General features: G+C 73.2%; 14 protein-coding genes. 3 read left to right on the top strand and 11 right to left on the bottom strand.

Annotated elements, in window-relative coordinates; translation table 11 throughout:
* Positions 1–12 precede the first annotated feature (12 nt).
* The gene (locus tag ACH45N_RS14775; RefSeq protein WP_397395099.1) at positions 13–975 is read right to left on the bottom strand and encodes an SDR family NAD(P)-dependent oxidoreductase; all 963 of its coding nucleotides are present in this window, start codon (positions 973–975) and stop codon (positions 13–15) included.
* 143 nt (positions 976–1,118) lie between these two features.
* On the opposite strand from ACH45N_RS14775, the gene ACH45N_RS14770 reads away from it, so the two are divergent.
* The 3 genes from ACH45N_RS14770 (at position 1,119) to ACH45N_RS14760 (ending at position 3,554) form a co-directional block, all read left to right on the top strand.
* Positions 1,119–1,658 carry a TetR/AcrR family transcriptional regulator gene (locus ACH45N_RS14770; RefSeq protein ID WP_397395097.1) on the top strand — a complete coding sequence of 180 codons (540 nt, stop codon included), beginning with the start codon at positions 1,119–1,121 and terminating at the stop codon, positions 1,656–1,658.
* 111 nt (positions 1,659–1,769) lie between these two features.
* Positions 1,770–2,741 carry an alpha/beta hydrolase gene (locus ACH45N_RS14765; protein WP_397395095.1) on the top strand — a complete coding sequence of 324 codons (972 nt, stop codon included), beginning with the start codon at positions 1,770–1,772 and terminating at the stop codon, positions 2,739–2,741.
* 39 nt (positions 2,742–2,780) lie between these two features.
* Positions 2,781–3,554 (top strand): glycerophosphodiester phosphodiesterase, encoded by a 774-nt coding sequence (locus ACH45N_RS14760; RefSeq protein WP_397395093.1) that lies wholly within the window; start codon positions 2,781–2,783, stop codon positions 3,552–3,554.
* A gap of 42 nt (positions 3,555–3,596) precedes the next feature.
* Here ACH45N_RS14760 and ACH45N_RS14755 read toward each other — a convergent pair whose 3' ends face one another.
* From ACH45N_RS14755 to alaS, 10 genes are all read right to left on the bottom strand, one after another.
* Positions 3,597–4,376: an excalibur calcium-binding domain-containing protein gene (locus ACH45N_RS14755; RefSeq protein WP_397395091.1), complete on the bottom strand. Its 780-nt coding sequence runs from the start codon at positions 4,374–4,376 to the stop codon at positions 3,597–3,599.
* Positions 4,377–4,558: 182 nt separating this feature from the next.
* Positions 4,559–5,494, bottom strand: coding sequence for a hypothetical protein (locus ACH45N_RS14750; RefSeq protein ID WP_397395089.1), 936 nt, complete (start codon positions 5,492–5,494; stop codon positions 4,559–4,561).
* 137 nt (positions 5,495–5,631) lie between these two features.
* On the bottom strand, positions 5,632–6,789 hold the full coding sequence (gene aroB, locus ACH45N_RS14745) for a 3-dehydroquinate synthase (RefSeq protein ID WP_397395087.1): 1,158 nt from the start codon (positions 6,787–6,789) through the stop codon (positions 5,632–5,634).
* Positions 6,786–7,382, bottom strand: coding sequence for a shikimate kinase (locus ACH45N_RS14740; protein WP_397395085.1), 597 nt, complete (start codon positions 7,380–7,382; stop codon positions 6,786–6,788). The genes aroB and ACH45N_RS14740 overlap by 4 nt, the downstream gene beginning before the upstream one ends.
* Positions 7,383–7,417: 35 nt before the next feature.
* The gene (gene aroC / locus ACH45N_RS14735) at positions 7,418–8,647 is read right to left on the bottom strand and encodes a chorismate synthase (RefSeq protein WP_397395083.1); all 1,230 of its coding nucleotides are present in this window, start codon (positions 8,645–8,647) and stop codon (positions 7,418–7,420) included.
* Positions 8,648–8,849: 202 nt separating this feature from the next.
* Positions 8,850–9,746, bottom strand: a complete 897-nt coding sequence (locus ACH45N_RS14730) for a shikimate dehydrogenase (protein WP_397395081.1) — start codon at positions 9,744–9,746, stop codon at positions 8,850–8,852.
* A 1-nt stretch (position 9,747) separates the two neighbouring features.
* Positions 9,748–10,773: an endolytic transglycosylase MltG gene (mltG, locus tag ACH45N_RS14725; protein ID WP_397395078.1), complete on the bottom strand. Its 1,026-nt coding sequence runs from the start codon at positions 10,771–10,773 to the stop codon at positions 9,748–9,750.
* Positions 10,774–11,089: 316 nt separating this feature from the next.
* Positions 11,090–12,229 carry an endolytic transglycosylase MltG gene (gene mltG, locus ACH45N_RS14720; protein ID WP_397395076.1) on the bottom strand — a complete coding sequence of 380 codons (1,140 nt, stop codon included), beginning with the start codon at positions 12,227–12,229 and terminating at the stop codon, positions 11,090–11,092.
* Positions 12,230–12,236: 7 nt separating this feature from the next.
* On the bottom strand, positions 12,237–12,869 hold the full coding sequence (gene ruvX, locus ACH45N_RS14715; protein WP_397395074.1) for a Holliday junction resolvase RuvX: 633 nt from the start codon (positions 12,867–12,869) through the stop codon (positions 12,237–12,239).
* A gap of 4 nt (positions 12,870–12,873) precedes the next feature.
* Complete coding sequence (alaS, locus tag ACH45N_RS14710; protein WP_397395072.1) at positions 12,874–15,567, bottom strand: alanine--tRNA ligase; 2,694 nt, start codon at positions 15,565–15,567, stop codon at positions 12,874–12,876.
* Positions 15,568–15,694: the final 127 nt, after the last annotated feature.

Below are 15,694 nucleotides of genomic sequence, written 5' to 3'. Positions count from 1 at the left end.
ATCGGCGGGCGCCTACTTCCGGGCTCGCTGTTCGGCCGCGCCGGCGGGGATCCGCAGCGGCGTCCCCGTGAGCGCCTCGACCTGGTCCCAGACGCGCGCCGCGAGGTCGCCCTCGGGCGACGCCGTCCGGGCGGTCGGCTCCACCCGCACCGGCAGCCCCTTCAGCCGCCCGGCGGGCGCGAAGTAGTCGCCGTTGCCGGCCTGCGGGTCCGTCAGGGCGCGCACCGCCGACCAGGCGGCGGTGTCCTTGCCCTGGGCCCAGGGCGTGTAGGGGTTGCGCTGGTACGGCGTGGTCGAGTCACGGATGCCGGCACGGTGCGGCGTCCGGGCGTCGACCCCGACACCCGGCCGGGTGACCAGCGAGGCGACCGGCGTCCCCGCGGCCTCCAGCCGGCGCGCCAGCTCGAACGCGAACACCTCGGTCACCGTCTTCGCCTTCGTGTAGGCGAGGAGGGCGACGCGCGGCACCCGGCGGACGTCGTCGACCGACGTCGGGAACTGCGTGACGAAACCCGTGGAGGTGTGCACCACCCGTGCCGGCGTGCCGGTCCGGTCGCCCGTGGCCGCGAGCGCCGGGAGCGCGCCCGCCAGGAGCGCCACCCCCGCGACCACGTGTGTGCCGAGCATCAGGGGCAGCCCGTCGGCCGTCGTCGCGTCGCGCCTGAGGGCCACGGAGCCGCCGTTGAGCAGCAGGCCGTCCACGCGGGGCAGGGCGGCGATCCGTGCGGCGGTGTCGGCCACGGACACGAGGGATGCGAGGTCCACGACGACGGTGTCGAGGCGTGCGCCGGGCACCTCCCGCTCGATGGAGGCGACGGCGGTGGCGAGCTTGCCCGCGGAGCGGGAGGCGAGCACGACGTGCGCGCCGGCCGCGGCGAGCTGTTCGGCGGCGAAGTAGCCGATGCCGGCGGTGGCGCCGGTCACGACGTGCGTGCGGCCGGTCTGGTCGGGGAGGCGGGCGGGGTCCCAGGTCATGTCGGTCCTCGGTTCTCTGTGGTCTCGTGCAGCGGGTTCAGGGCAGGGCGACATCACTTCCACCAGCCCATCCGGATGATGTATCCGCTTGAGCGTAGCACCTGAAACGGATCTTCCATCCGCTTTTGCGGTAGGCTCACCCCATGCCCGCACTCCGGTCCGACGCCGCCCGCAGCCGCGCGCGCATTCTCGAGGTCGCCCGGCGCCACGACCCCGGCGCGCTCCGGCTCAACGACGTCGCGCGAGAGGCCGGTGTGGGGGTCGGCACGGTCTACCGCCACTTCCCCACCACGCACGCGCTCGTGGAGGCGCTGACCCGCGACACGCTCGAGCGGCTGCGTGTACTGGTGCGCGAAGCCGTCGCGGAGCCCAGCCCCGAGACCGCGATCACGAATCTCCTGCACGCCGCGCTGGACCTCCAGCTCGAGGAGGGCGGCCTGCAGCCCGTGCTCCTGTCCGCCGAGGACGAGGACGACGACGTGCGCGCCGCCAAGCAGGAGATCGGCACGGGGTTCGAGCAGGTCCTGGTCCGGGCCCAAGCCGCCGGCGTCGTCCGGCGGGACCTGTCCACGCAGCAGGTGGAGCACCTGGTGTGCGGGATGGAGCACGCGGTGCGGCTGGGCGCGGCGTCGGACCGCGGGCCGTACCTGGAGATCCTGCTGGCCGGCCTACGACCGGACTGAGAGCACGGCCGGACCGAGAGCACCGGCCTGAGAGCACGGCCGGCCTGTGCACCGGCCGTCCCGGAACGTGGCGACCTGCGACCAGGGCCGTCCTCGACATACGATCCCCAGGTGCCTGGTTCCCCGGAAGACGCGCTCGACTGGCGCACCGACCACCTGCTCGGTGAGCCGTTCCAGGAGGCCCCGCTCGGCCCGGCGACCCTGGTGCGCTACCCGTACCCGGCCGACCGGCCGGCGCCCCGGGCCGCCGTGATCCACGTGCACGGCTACAACGACTACTTCTTCCAGGAGCACCTGGCCCGCACCTTCACCGCGGCCGGCTACGCGTTCTACGCCGTCGACCTCCGGGCCGCCGGACGCTCCCTGCAGCCGGACCAGATCCCGCACTTCGTGCTCGACCTGCGCGAGCAGGCGAGCGACATCGCGGCGGCCGCCCGTGCGGTACGCGGCCTGGAGCCGGGGCTGCCGCTCGTGGTGCACGCCCACTCGACGGGCGGGCTGACGGCCTCCCTGTGGGCGCATGCGCACCGCAACGCCGCGGGGGCCGACGCCGGGCCGGACGTGCTGGTCCTGAACTCACCGTTCCTCGACCTGCGCGCGCCGCACTGGCAGCGCACCGTCGGCACCCGCGTGCTCGACACCGTGGGGCGGCTCGCGAGCACCGCGATCATCAGCGACGGTCCGTCCCGGTACGCCGAGCATCTGCTCGCCGCCAACGGCGGGCGCTGGGAGTTCGACACGACCCTCAAGCGTCCCGAGGGTCTGCCGGGCCGCGTGGGGTGGTTCGTCGCGATCCGGCGGGGACAGGCGCGCGTCGCCGCCGGGCTGGAGATCGCGTGCCCCGTGCTGCTCGCCCGGTCCGACTCGTCCGGGCCGGACTCGCTCGACAACCCGCTGCTCGACGCCCAGGACACCGTGCTCGACGTCCGGCAGATGGCCGCGCTCGCGCCCGGCCTGGGGCTGGACGTCACCGAGCTCGTGGTGCCGGGAGGTGTGCACGACCTGTCGCTGTCGGCCCGTGGGCCGCGCGAGACGTACCTCGACGGCATGTTGAAATGGACCGACAGCAGCATCGATGCTTGAGATCCAGTTCGTGAGGTTCGACTTCGTGAGGGACAGCCAGTGACCTACTTCGAGGGGCCCTTCCAGGCCCTCGCCCACCGCGGGTTCGCGCACGCGTCAGCCGGCACCGAGGGGCTGGAGAACTCCCTGGCGGCGTTCGGCGCCGCCGTCGACCTCGGCTACCGGTACGTGGAGACGGACGCGCACGGGACGGTGGACGGCGTCGCGGTCGCGCTGCACGACGAGTCGCTCGACCGCACCACGGACGGCACGGGCCTGGTCGCCGAGCTGCCGTGGTCCGAGGTCGGCGATGCCCGCATCGGTGGTGTGGAGCCCGTGCCGCTGCTGGAGGACCTGCTCGGCGGGTGGCCCGACCTGCGCGTGAACATCGACGTCAAGCACTCCTCCAGCGTCGGGCCGGTCGCCCGGGCGATCGAGCGGACCTCCGCGTGGGACCGCGTGTGTGTCACCTCCTTCGAGGTGGCCCGACGGCGGGCGACGCTCACCAAGCTGTCCCGCCCGGTCGCGACGTCGGCCGGGCGCAAGGAGATCGCGAGCTTCCTGACCGGGGTGCGCGTCCGCGTGCCGGCGCTGTCCCGGCGGGCGCTGCGCGACGTCGACGCGCTCCAGGTCCCGGTGCGCGAGGGCTCGATCACGGTCGTGGACCCGGCGTCGATCGCCGCGGCGCACACCCTGGGCAAGAAGGTCCACGTCTGGACCATCGACGACCCGGACGAGATGCGGCAGCTCATCGACGACGGCGTGGACGGCCTGATCACCGACCGCGCCGACCTGCTCAAGGACGTGCTGATCGAGCGGGGGCTGTGGGAGTAGCGCGGTTGGGAGCAGCGCGGTCGGGAGCAGCGGCGTCCGGCACTACTCGCAGCCGACGCCGTCGCCGTCCCGGTCCAGGTGGGAGCCGTAGCCAGGGTCACCGCTGTACACGGGCGCGGCGCCTGCGGCCCGCGCGGCATCGCAGTTCTCGTAGTAGGTCGTGCCGCCGGAGTCGGCCGTCCCGCCGCCCCCGGTGTCTCCACCCACCAGTCCGGCTGCCTCCGCCTCTTCGACGGCCGACTCCCGCTGGGCCACCTCGGACTCCCGCGTGTCGACCTCGGCCTCGGCGGTCCTGACGTCGGCCTCACGCGTCCGGAGCTTCTTCTCCTTCTTCGCCAGGTCGTCGGCGCGGCTGTCCAGGCTCTTGCGGTCGTCGGCCAGTGCGGCCTCGTCGGCCTTGAGCGCTGCCTGGGCCTCGGCGAGGTCTGCCCGCTCGCTCTCTAGCTCCGCGCGCTCCTCGGCCACGGCCGCGAACGCCGCCGCCGCAGAGGCGGACGCCGATGCCTCCGCTCCTGCGACCGGGCCGTCCCCCTGACCGCCACCGGCGCCGCCGATGCCCACGCCCAGGAAGAAGATCAGCAGGGCCGCGCCCGCTCCGCCGACCATCGCCCATCCCCTGCGGTTCCGGGTGGACGTCGACTGTTCGTCCGGGACGTCCACGGCCACGGCGTCCGTGCCGATCAGGGCCGTGTCCGGCACATCGACCCACAGTCGCCAGCCCACCGGGACCGACCACTGAGGATTCGGTTGCCACTCAGGATCCGGCTTCCAGCCCTCGGGCGGGACCGGCCAGCCGGGTGGAAGGTTGTAGACCCTGCGCATGTCGGGGCACCTTTCGGTCGGCACGCGGCCGAACCACGCGCGTTTGTGCACCCCTGCCCTTCGGACGCTAGGCGCCCACCGCGCGCATTGCACAGAAAACGGGACAAGATCACCCAAGAATCGCCCGCCCGGGGTCCGGCCCGACGCCGTCAGGAACCGTCAGGCGCCACGCACCGACGCCGTCAGGAGCTGCCGCCGCCCGAGTCGCCGCCACCGCCGCCGGAGTCGCCGCCGGACCAGCCGCCGCCCGAGTCGCCGCCGCCGAACCAGCCGCCGCCGTCGCCGCTCCCGCCGGGACCGCCGTGGCCGGCGCCGCCGCCGTCCGAGCCCGTCCAGGTCGAGTCGCCGCCCCAGGAGCTGCCGCCGGTCCAGCCGTCGCCGCCCGACCACGTCGCGCTCGCCGACGGGTCCGCGGAGGGCACGGCGCCGCCTGGCATGTCACCCGGTCCGTCACCGCCTCCGTCGTCACCCCGTCCGCGGTCGCCGGGCGCTGCCGGAACGGACGTCGCCGGAACGAGCAGGGCCGCGCTCCCGTCGGACGCGGTGCCGGTCAGGCCGGACGTCGTGCCGGACCGGGTCGCCCGGGGCTTCGGCTGCGCCCGCGTCCCGAGCTGTGACGTGAAGGCCCACAGCGTGCGGCCGTCGGCCAGCAGCAGGCGCGCCGGGCCCTCGACGGTGTCGCCGGCGAAGAGCTCGACCGTGACCCGGCCAGGAACGATCGTGTCGACGGGGGCGTCCTGCGGGAACAGCAGGTGCAGGTACTGCTGGTGCCCGCGGTGCTCGACCACCACGGTCCGCATCGGCCGGCCGGACACCTTGCGCTGCGCGGCCACGGCCTCGCCGTTCAGGGTCAGGGACACCGCGCCGCGCGCGGCGCGCGACCAGGCGCCACGGTTGCGCGCCCAGCGCCGGGCGCCCCTGGCGAAGATCCACAGCACGATCAGGGCCGCGATCCCGGCGACCACGAGGAACGGCGTCGGCGTACCGGCGCCGTCGGCGGACGAGAACGGGCCGGCGAACAGGACCAGGAGGCCCAGGAACACCAGCGGGAAGAGCAACCGGAACACGCCGGGCGAGCCGGCCTTGCGGGCGGCCCGAAAGCCGGGATCGGTGATCATGAACCGAGGCTAATGTCGGGTTCGCCTCACGCGCATGGAATGTCGTCACCTTTGAGGCCCGGGTTTCTTCGCTTTGAGCCGGCTCAAAGCGAAGAAACCCGGGCCTCGAAGGGGAGAGCTCGGGCTGGGGGGAAGAATCAGCCCAGCGTCAGCGTGACCGGGGTGCCCGGGCCCCTCGTCGGCGGCTCCTTGGACACCTCGGCGTAGGCCGCGGCCAGCAGCGTCGGGTCGGGGCCCTCCAGCCGCACCGGCTTGGCGACGTCGTCCAGCACCACGAACCGCAGCAGGTCGCCCCGCGCCTTCTTGTCGCGGCGCATCGCGGCGAGCAGCTGGTCCCACCGGTCGCCCCGGTAGTGCACCGGGAGCCCGAGGGAGTCCAGGACGGCGCGGTGCCGGTCGGCGACGTCGTCGGGCAGCTTGCCGGCCATCCGGGCGAGTTCTGCGGCGAAGATCATGCCCACGCTCACCGCGGCCCCGTGGCGCCACTGGTAGCGCTCGACGAGCTCGATCGCGTGGCCCAGGGTGTGCCCGTAGTTGAGGATCTCGCGCAGGCCGGCCTCCTTGAGGTCCTCGCCCACCACCTCGGCCTTGACCCGCACGGACCGCTCCACGAGCTCGGCGATCACGGCCCAGGTCTCGTCCGTGGCGTCCGCGCCGGCCCAGTTCCGCAGCTCGTCGACGTGCGCCTCGACCAGGTCGAGGATCACCGGGTCCGCGATGAAGCCGGTCTTGACCACCTCGGCCATGCCCGCGACGAGGTCCCACTTGTCCAGCGAGCCGAGCGCCGCGAGGTCGCACAGCACACCCGCCGGCGGGTGGAACGCGCCCACGAGGTTCTTGCCCTCGGCCGTGTTGATGCCCGTCTTGCCGCCCACGGCCGCGTCGACCATCGCGAGCAGCGTGGTCGGCACGTGCACCACGCGGATGCCGCGCAGCCAGGTCGCCGCCACGAAGCCGGCGAGGTCGGTGGTCGCTCCCCCGCCGACGCCGACGATCGCGTCCGACCGCGTGAAGTCGAGCTGCCCGAGCAGACCCCAGAGGAAGGCGGCCACCTGCGGCGTCTTGGCCGACTCGGCGTCCGGCACCTCCGCGACGAACGCCTCGTAGCCCGCCGCCTTGAGGTCCTCGGCGATCGCGTCCGCCGTCGCCGACAGCGCGGCCGGGTGGATCACCATCACCTTGGCGGCCTTGCCCACCAGTCCGGGCAGCTCCCCCAGGAGGTGGCGGCCGATGACGACGTCGTAGGGAGCGTCTCCCCGGACCGTGATCCGGGTGGGTGCGCTGTCGGTGCTCACGTGACGTTCTCCTCGCTCGTGTTCTCCTGGGCGTGGTCCTCGGCCCTGTGCTCCTCGGCCCGCTTCGGGTCGATCAGCTCCGGCACCCGCAGCTCCAGGCCGAGGGCCTCGATGATCTCCGCCGCGACCTGCTCGCCGGGCCGGTCGCTGGAGACGATCGTCAGCGTCGCCAGGCGCTCGTACGTGGGACGCCGCTCGGCCATCAGCTTCTGCCACTGCGCCCGCGGGTTGCCCAGCAGCAGCGGCCGGGCCTGGTTCATGCCGACCCGCTGGGCCGCGATCGCCAGCGGCACGTCGAGGAAGACGACGTGCCCGCCGTCGGCCGCGTACCGCGTCAGGGCCGCCTGTGTGGCCAGGCTCATGACGGCGCCGCCGCCGAGCGACAGCACGCCGTCGTGCTCCGCGAGCGCGGCGAGCACCGCCGCGGACTCCAGCTCGCGGAAGTGGGGCTCGCCGTCGTCCACGAAGATCTCGCTGACGGGCTTGCCGGCGCGCTCCTCGATGTCCGCGTCGGTGTCCCGGATGGTGACGCCCAGGCCGGCGGCGAGCGTGCGGCCCACCTTCGACTTGCCGGAGCCAGGCGGTCCGATCATGACGGCGACCGGGCGGGTCGCGTCGGCGGAGCGCCTCACTGCAGCAGCTCCGGGATGGCGGCCACGTACGACTCGAGGTTGCGCCGCACCTCGGCCACGGAGTCGCCGCCGAACTTCTCGACGGCCGCCTCGGCCAGGGTGAGGGCCACCATCGCCTCGGCGACGACGGCGGCGGGCGGCACCGCGCACACGTCGGACCGCTGGTGGTGGGCCGTGACGGGCTCGCCCGTGGCGGTGTCCACGGTCGGCAGCGCCCGCGGGACGGTCGAGATGGGCTTCATCGCGGCGCGCACGCGCACGATCTCGCCGTTCGACATGCCGCCCTCGATGCCGCCGGCCCGGTTGGTGGTGCGCTCGATGCCGGGGCGCCCGTCGGGGGCGGTGCCGCGGACGATCTCGTCGTGCGCGGCGCTGCCGCGGCGGCGCGCGGTGCGGAAGCCGTCGCCGACCTCGACGCCCTTGATCGCCTGGATGCCCATCAGGGCCGCGGCCAGCCGTGCGTCGAGCCGGCGGTCGCCCTGCACGTAGGTGCCCAGGCCGGAGGGCACGCCGTAGGCGAGCACCTCGACGACGCCGCCGAGCGTGTCGCCGTCCTTCTTGGCAAGGTCGATCTCCTCGACCATGAGCTTCGAGGAGGCGGCGTCGAAGCAGCGCACCGGGTCCGCGTCGAGCGCCGCGACGTCGTCGGGGGTCGGCAGCGCCGCGTCGTCGGGCGCCTCGGCCTCGCCGATCGCGACCACGTGGGAGACGAGGCGGATGCCGAGCGCCTGCTCGAGGAACTTGGCGGCGGCCACGCCGAGCGCCACGCGGGCCGCGGTCTCGCGCGCGGAGGCCCGCTCCAGCACGGGCCGCGCGTCCTCGAAGCCGTACTTGCGCATGCCGATGAGGTCGGCGTGCCCGGGACGCGGGCGCGTCAGCGGCCGGTTGCGGGCCACCTCGCGCTCGTCGCCGGTCCCGGCGTCGACCAGGAGCGCCTCGGCGGGCACCGGGTCGGCCGACATCACGTCGGTCCACTTGGGCCACTCCGTGTTGGCGATCTCGATCGCGAGCGGCCCGCCCTGCGTGAGGCCGTGGCGCAGCCCGCCGAGCACCCGCACCTGGTCCTGCTCGAACTTCATCCGGGCGCCGCGGCCGTAGCCGAGGCGGCGGCGCGCCAGGGCGCCCTGGATGTCCGACGTCGTCAGCTCCACCCCGGCGGGCAGACCCTCGATCATGCCCACGAGTGCGGGACCGTGCGACTCACCCGATGTCAACCAACGCAGCATGGTCGGATTGTTTCACGCGCGTGACGGGGTCGGCGCACCGGTCCGGTGGGCGACACACCGACGGGCACGACGATGCGGCCCCGGCGTGTCGCGCCGGGCAGAGACGTGGCTCCCGAGGAGGTAACGGAGACGTAGCAATGCTCACTCTCCGTCACCCTCCCGGGAGGGTGACGTCGTCCCCGAGAGGCCACCGCCTCCGCGGTCAGGCCGGGACGGCCAGGGCCGAGCGGAGCGCTTCGTCCATGGCCGCCAGCGGCGCCACGTGTCCCGTCATCAGGCGCACCTGCTCGGCGGCCTGGTGCAGCAGCATGCGCTCGCCGCCCACCGCGCGGGCGCCCAGCGCCGTCCACGCGGACTGCAGGGCGGTGGGCCGGGGGTCGTAGACGACGTCGAGCAGGACGCCGCGGGGCGCGCGGTCGCCGTCGGTCAGCAGCTTGGCCCAGGTGTCGGCGGCGTACCTGGGCGTCGTGGAGACGACGGCGTCCGCGGTCACCAGGGCCGACGGCGTCGCCGTGTCGTCGAACACCTCGAACGACGGAGTCACACCCATCCGGGCCACAGCCGCGCGCAGCGGGCCGATGCGGTCCAGGGAGCGCACGAAGACCCGCGCCGAGGCGCAGCCGAGCTCGGCCAGGGCCGCCAGGGCCGACGCCGCGGTCGCTCCGCCGCCCAGGACCACGGCCTCGGCGACGGGGCGTGCGCCCGCGCCCAGTCCCTCGCGCAGCGCCGCGACGATGCCGTGCACGTCGGTGTTGGTACCGGTGGTGGTGACCGCGCCGCCGACCGCCGTGAACAGCACCGTGTTCACGGCGCCGACCGCCTCGGCGAGCGGCTCGACGTGGTCGAGCAGCGGGATGACCGCCTGCTTGAGCGGCATCGTCAGGCTCAGCCCAGCCCAGGCCTGCGCCGGGTCGCCCTCGACGTCCGCCAGGAAGGCCGCCAGGGTGTCCTCGGTGACGTCGTGCACGCCGTAGTCCCAGCCGGCCAGGTCGAGGGCCCGGTAGGCGGCGGTGTGCAGCACCGGGGACAGGGAGTGCGCGACGGGGTGGCCGAGCACGGCGGCGCGCCGCGACGGCACGGGGTCCGTGGTGATGCTCATGTCAGTAGCCGTTCTCCGCGGCCCAGGCCTGGTACTCGTCCTTGAACGCCAGGAACTCGTCGTAGTTGTCGGTGAACTTGGTCTCCTGCGTCTCCAGGTTCACGGTCACGTACCACCGCCAAGCGCCTTCCGGCGGGTTCATGACCGCCTCGAGCGAGGCGTTGCTGGGGGCGCCGATCGCCGTCGGCGGCAGCCCCGCGACCACGCGCGACGCGTACGGGAACGACTTGTCCTGGAACTCCTCGGTCGTGATCAGGTGCGACGGCTTCTTGCGCCCGTAGGAGTCGATGGCGTCCAGGCCGAGCGGCTCGCCCGTCGCGAGCCGGTTGTCGATCACCCGCGCCACCTCGCCGCGGTACTTGTCCGGCGCCTCGCGCTCGACCAGCGACGCCTTGATGATCAGGTCGTTGCGCTGGTCGGCCGGAACATCGAGCGCGTCGAGCTCCTGGACGGTCAGGGCGACCATCTGCTTGAGCACGTCGGACGCGCTCACGGTGTCGGGCTTGGCGTCGTAGGTGCTCGCCGCCAGCCAGCCCTCCAGCTCGCCCCCGGCCTCGGCGGGCAGGCCGAGCGCCGCCGGGTCCGCGAGGGCCGCGTCGACGTCCGCCTCGGGCCAGCCCTGCTTGACCATCGTGTCCTTGATCTGCGCCACGGTGTGGCCCTCGACGACGGTCAGGCCGCCGCGGTCGACCTTGTTCTCCGCGAGCAGCGCCACCGCCGACTCCGCGCTCATCTGCAGCTTCAGCTGGTGCGTGCCCGGCTGGATGCCGCCGGCGTCCGGGTTGGCGTTGAACGCCCGGACGAACGCCTCGGCGCTCGCGACGACGTCCTTCGCCTCGAGCTCCGCGCCGATCGTGTACCCGTTGGCGTTCTCGGGCACGTCGACGGCGACCGGTTCGCCACCGGTGCCGTCGTAGTCGGCGGCCGCGAGCGGCGTCTCGATCCCGAAGAGGTAGCCGTCGTTCTTCACGGTCCACGCGCCCAGGCCGCCCACGACGACCAGCGCGGCGACGACGGCGATCACCACCGGGCGCAGCGGGCCGCGCCCGCCGCCGCCCCGGCTACCGCTCCGACGTCCTTGGCGGTGGCTGCCGTCACGGTCCCCCCGGCGCCCGCGCGAGCCGCTGGCGTGCCTCGGTGGCCCCTGATAGTTCACTCCCGGAAGGGCCTGGGTCACGCGCTCGCTCCATCCTCTACGGTGCGCGGATCACTGGACGAACCACGCTGGTCACCAACCGGGAACACGACACTGCAACCGCACGTCACGATCGCATCACGGGCCGGGTGCCGCGAACGCTACCCCGATCCGTACATTCCCGGCCAACTCCGGGGATTCGTCACCCTCAGCCGTTGGCCGCCTGCCAGTCGCGGAGCTCCTGCTGGTAGGCGAGGTGCTGCTCGTAGGTCTCCGAGAACTTGGTCTCGCCCGTGTCGAGGTTGACCGTGATCCAGTACTTCCAGTCGCCGGGCGTGGGGTGCAGCACGGCGTCGATCGCCGTCTCCCCCGGGCTCGCGATCGGCCCCGGCGGCAGCCCCGTGTGCTCGTACGTGTTGTACGGGTTCTTCTCGTTGCGCAGGTCCTCCTTGGTCAGCTCGGTGCCGGGCTTGCCCGCCCCGTAGGCGACCGCGGCGTCGATCTGGAGGATCATGCCGTCCTCGAGCCGGTTCTCGATCGCGCGGGCGATCTTCGGCTTGTCCTCCGCGTGCAGGCCCTCGCGCTCCACCAGCGAGGCCTTGGTCAGCACGTCCTCCCAGTCACCGCCGGGAACGTCCTTCTTCCGCAGGGCCTGCTCGGTGCGGTCGACCATCTGCGTCAGCAGCCCGACGGCGGTGTCCTTGTCCGGCTCGAGCGCGTACGTGCCCGCGTAGAGCCAGCCCTCGGCGTCGCCGTCGGCCTGCTTGGGCAGACCGAACGTGGCGGGCTTCTTCAGCGCGGCCTCGAAGTCCTCGGCGGGCACGCCGGTGACCTGCACCGCGCGCTCGACGATCTGGTCCACCGTGTAGCCCTCGGGGATGGTGAGCTGCAGGTCCACCATCTCGTTCTTCACGAGCAGGGCGACGGCGTCCCGCGCGGGCATCTCCTCGAGCATGGCGTGCGTGCCGGGGCGGATCGACATCGAGTCCGGGTTGGCCTCGAAGGCCGCGGTGAACGCCGACACGCTGGCGACCACACCGGCCTTGTACAGCTCCTGGCCCATGACCGTGCCGCTCGCGCCCTCGGGGATCTCGACGTCGACCTGCTCGCCACCCGGGCCCGGGAAGTCCTTGGACTCGAGCGGGTTCGTCAGGCCCATCAGGGAGTCGAGGTTGCTCCAGATCGCGTAGCCCGACCCGCCGACCAGCACGAGGGCGACCAGCAGCACGATCAGGGCGCGGCCACGCTTGTTGCGGCGACGCCGTCGCTGCGCCCTCCGGCCTGATCTCGGCCCGGGGAACGAGGGATCTGCCTGGGAGCGCGGGGGCGCCGTGAAGAGGTCCGTCACCGGAGACTCACTGTCCTTCGTCGGGGGGTGTCCTTGGGGGGTGGCGCTGAGCTCGGTCGTGCGTGTCGTGCACGGTCCGCACCTCGACGAGCTCGCCGGCGCGCTCCCCCTTCGCCCGCTCCGCGTCGAGTGCAGATTGCAGAATGATAACGGCTGCGGCCTGATCGATCACGGACCTGTGCTTCTTGGATTTTCTGCCGGCGGCATGGAGCGCCTGGTGCGCCGACACGGTCGTCATCCGCTCGTCCACGAGACGCACCTCGGCGCGCTCGCCCGCGGCGGCCAGGGCGGCGGCCAACCGGGCCGCGAACCGGCGGGCGTCGGCGGTGGCCGTACCCTCCTTGCCGGACAGGTGCCGGGGCAGCCCCACGTAGACGACGGCGGCGAACCGCTCGGCCGCCTCGTCCACGATCCGCGCGACGTCGGCCGTGGTGCCGCCGGCGCTCGGCGCCCCCTGCTTCGGTGAACCCTGCTTCGGTGAACCCTGCTTCGCGCCTGCCAGCACCCGCGGCACGGTCTCCACGGGGGTGGCGACCAGCCCGTCGGGGTCGCTCGCGGCCAGCCCGATCCGCGCCGTGCCGACGTCGACCCCGAGCCGGGCCCCCCGCGGGAGGCCCGGCTCGGTCCCGGTGTCCGTCACGACGTCAGGCACCCACCGCGGCCAGGCGCACGCCCTCGGCGATGCCCGCCAGGGCCTCGCCCAGCTTGGCCGGGTCGGTGCCGCCGCCCTGGGCCATGTCCGGCTTGCCGCCGCCACCGCCACCGAGGGTCTGGGCGGCGGTGCGCACCAGGTCGCCGGCCTTGTAGCCGGCCGCACGGGCGGCGGCGTTGGTCACGACCACCACGACGGGGCGGCCGCCCGACACGCCGCCGGCGGCGGCCACGACGGGCTCGGCCTCGCCGAGGCGGCCGCGCACGTCGAGCACGAGGGCGCGCAGGTCGTCGGCCTGGGCCTCGCCGGCGTCGTGCGTGACGACGCGGACGTCGCCGACGCGCGGGGCCTCGGCGGCGAGCTTGCCGGCGACGGCCAGGAGCTGGCCCTGCCGCAGCGCGGCGAGCTCCTTCTCGGCCTCCTTGAGGCGCGTCACGAGCGAGCCGACCCGCTCGTGCAGGTCCTCGGGGCGCGTGTTGAGCAGGCCGGTGAGCTGGCCCACCAGCGCGTGCTCCTTGGCCTGGAAACCGTAGGCGCCGTCACCCACCAGGGCGTCGACGCGGCGCACACCGGAGCCGATCGACGACTCGCCGAGCAGCGTGACCCGGCCGAGCTGACCGGTCTGCTTGACGTGCGTGCCGGCGCACAGCTCGCGCGACCAGTCGTCGCCGATCGAGACCACGCGCACGACGTCGCCGTACTTCTCGCCGAACAGCGCCATGGCGCCGGCCTCGCGGGCCTTCGCGATCGGCATGAGCTCGTCGGTCACGTCGAGGTTGTCGGCGAGACGCACGTTGACGCGCTCCTCGATCTCCGTCAGGGCGGACGCCGAGACGGCGGTCGGCGAGCGGAAGTCGAACCGGATGCGGCTCGGGGCGTTCTCCGAACCGGCCTGGGTGCGGTCCGGGCCGACGAGCTCGTGCAGCGCCTTGTGGATCATGTGCGTGGCCGAGTGGGCGCGGCTGATGGCCTTGCGGCGGGCCGTGTCGATCTGGGCGGTGCCCGGGTCGCCGAGCGCCACCGTGCCCTCGATCAGGCGGCCGCGGTGCACGTTCAGGCCCTTGATGGGGCGCTGCACGTCGTCCACCTCGATGGTGGCGCCGCCGTCGAGCACGATCGTGCCGTGGTCGGCGAGCTGGCCGCCGGCCTCGGCGTAGAACGGCGTGCGGTCCAGCACGACCTCGATCTCGGCCGGGGCCGTGACGGCCGGGGCCGGGACGCCGCCGGTGAGCAGGCCGGCCACGCGCACGGAGGCGTCCGTCTGCGTGTACCCGAGGAACTCGACCGGGGCGGTGAGCTCCTTCTCCAGGGCCTCGTAGGCGGCGACGTCGGCCCCGCCGGTGCGCTTGGCCAGCGCGTCGGCACGGGCGCGGGTGCGCTGCTCCTGCATGAGCGAGCGGAAGGCCTGCTCGTCCACCTGCACGCCCTGCTCGGCGGCCATCTCGAGGGTGAGGTCGATCGGGAAGCCGTAGGTGTCGTGCAGCTGGAAGGCGGCCTCGCCGGGCAGCACCAGGTGATCGCCGCCCTGCTTCTTCAGGCCGGCGACGGCGCTGTCCAGGATCGTGGTGCCCGAGGCCAGCGTGCGGCGGAAGGCCTCCTCCTCGGCGTAGGCGACGGCCGAGATCTGCTCGAAGTTGGTGGCCAGCTCCGGGTAGGAGGGGGCCATCGCGTCCTTGGAGACCGGCAGCAGCGACGGCAGGGAGACGCCGTCGACGCCGAGCAGGCGCATGGCGCGCACGGAGCGGCGCAGCAGGCGGCGCAGCACGTAGCCGCGGCCCTCGTTGGAGGGGCGCACGCCGTCGCCGATGATCATCAGCGCCGAGCGGACGTGGTCGGCCACGACGCGCATGCGCACGTCGTCGTCGTGGTTCTCGCCGTACTTCTTGCCGGACAGCTTCTCGGCGGCCTCGATGACGGGGAAGACCTCGTCGATCTCGTACATGTTGTCCTTGCCCTGCAGCAGGAAGGCAACACGCTCCAGGCCCATGCCGGTGTCGATGTTCTTCTTGGCGAGCTCGCCCACGATGCGGAAGTCCTCCTTGGACCTCACGTCGTCGATGGCGTACTGCATGAACACGAGGTTCCAGATCTCGACGAAGCGGTCGCCGCCCTCGTCGACCAGCGGGCCGCCGTCGGGGCCGTAGGCGGCGCCGCGGTCGTAGAAGATCTCCGAGCACGGGCCGGCCGGGCCGGGCTGGCCGGTGGACCAGTAGTTGTCCTTCTTGCCGAGGCCCTGGATGCGCTCGTCGGGCAGGCCGACGATGTCCTTCCAGAGCTGGCGGGCCTCGTCGTCCTCGTAGTAGACGGTGACCCACAGCTTGTCCGGGTCGATGCCCAGCTTGCCGTCCTCCAGGGAGCCCGTCAGGAAGTCCCAGGCGAACCGGATGGCGTCGGCCTTGAAGTAGTCGCCGAACGAGAAGTTGCCGTTCATCTGGAAGAACGTGCCGTGCCGCGTGGTCTTGCCGACGTCGTCGATGTCGAGCGTGCGCACGCACTTCTGCACGCTGGTGGCGCGCGTCCACGGCGGGGTCTGCTGGGCCGTCATGTACGGGATGAACGGCACCATGCCCGCGATGGTGAACAGCGTCGACGGGTCCGGGGAGATCAGCGACGCCGACGGCACCACCGCGTGGCCCTGAGCTTCGAAGTAGTCGAGCCAACGCTTGCGGATCTCGGCGGTGCGCATGAGGTCAGTGGTCCTTCTTCTCGGGTCGTACTGATGGGGCGAACTGGAGGGTGCACAAGTTCTGGTGCGGGACGGATGTCCGGGCACGTACCTATTCTGCCGCCGGGAGCACGGCAGACGGAAACTG

It is taken from the genome of Promicromonospora sp. NPDC019610 (genome assembly GCF_044389365.1).
In the GTDB taxonomy this organism is placed as follows: domain Bacteria; phylum Actinomycetota; class Actinomycetes; order Actinomycetales; family Cellulomonadaceae; genus Promicromonospora.
This window is presented reverse-complemented; position numbering and strand designations above follow the sequence as displayed.

Bases quoted from the DNA above. Each gene is read 5' to 3' on its own strand.
- ACH45N_RS14775 (WP_397395099.1), bottom strand. From the start codon at position 975: ATGACCTGGGACCCCGCCCGCCTCCCCGACCAGACCGGCCGCACGCAC.
- ACH45N_RS14770 (WP_397395097.1), top strand. From the start codon at position 1,119: ATGCCCGCACTCCGGTCCGACGCCGCCCGCAGCCGCGCGCGCATTCTC.
- ACH45N_RS14755 (WP_397395091.1), bottom strand. From the start codon at position 4,376: ATGCGCAGGGTCTACAACCTTCCACCCGGCTGGCCGGTCCCGCCCGAG.
- ACH45N_RS14750 (WP_397395089.1), bottom strand. From the start codon at position 5,494: ATGATCACCGATCCCGGCTTTCGGGCCGCCCGCAAGGCCGGCTCGCCC.
- ACH45N_RS14740 (WP_397395085.1), bottom strand. From the start codon at position 7,382: ATGATCGGACCGCCTGGCTCCGGCAAGTCGAAGGTGGGCCGCACGCTC.
- aroC (WP_397395083.1), bottom strand. From the start codon at position 8,647: ATGCTGCGTTGGTTGACATCGGGTGAGTCGCACGGTCCCGCACTCGTG.
- ACH45N_RS14730 (WP_397395081.1), bottom strand. From the start codon at position 9,746: ATGAGCATCACCACGGACCCCGTGCCGTCGCGGCGCGCCGCCGTGCTC.
- alaS (WP_397395072.1), bottom strand. From the start codon at position 15,567: ATGCGCACCGCCGAGATCCGCAAGCGTTGGCTCGACTACTTCGAAGCT.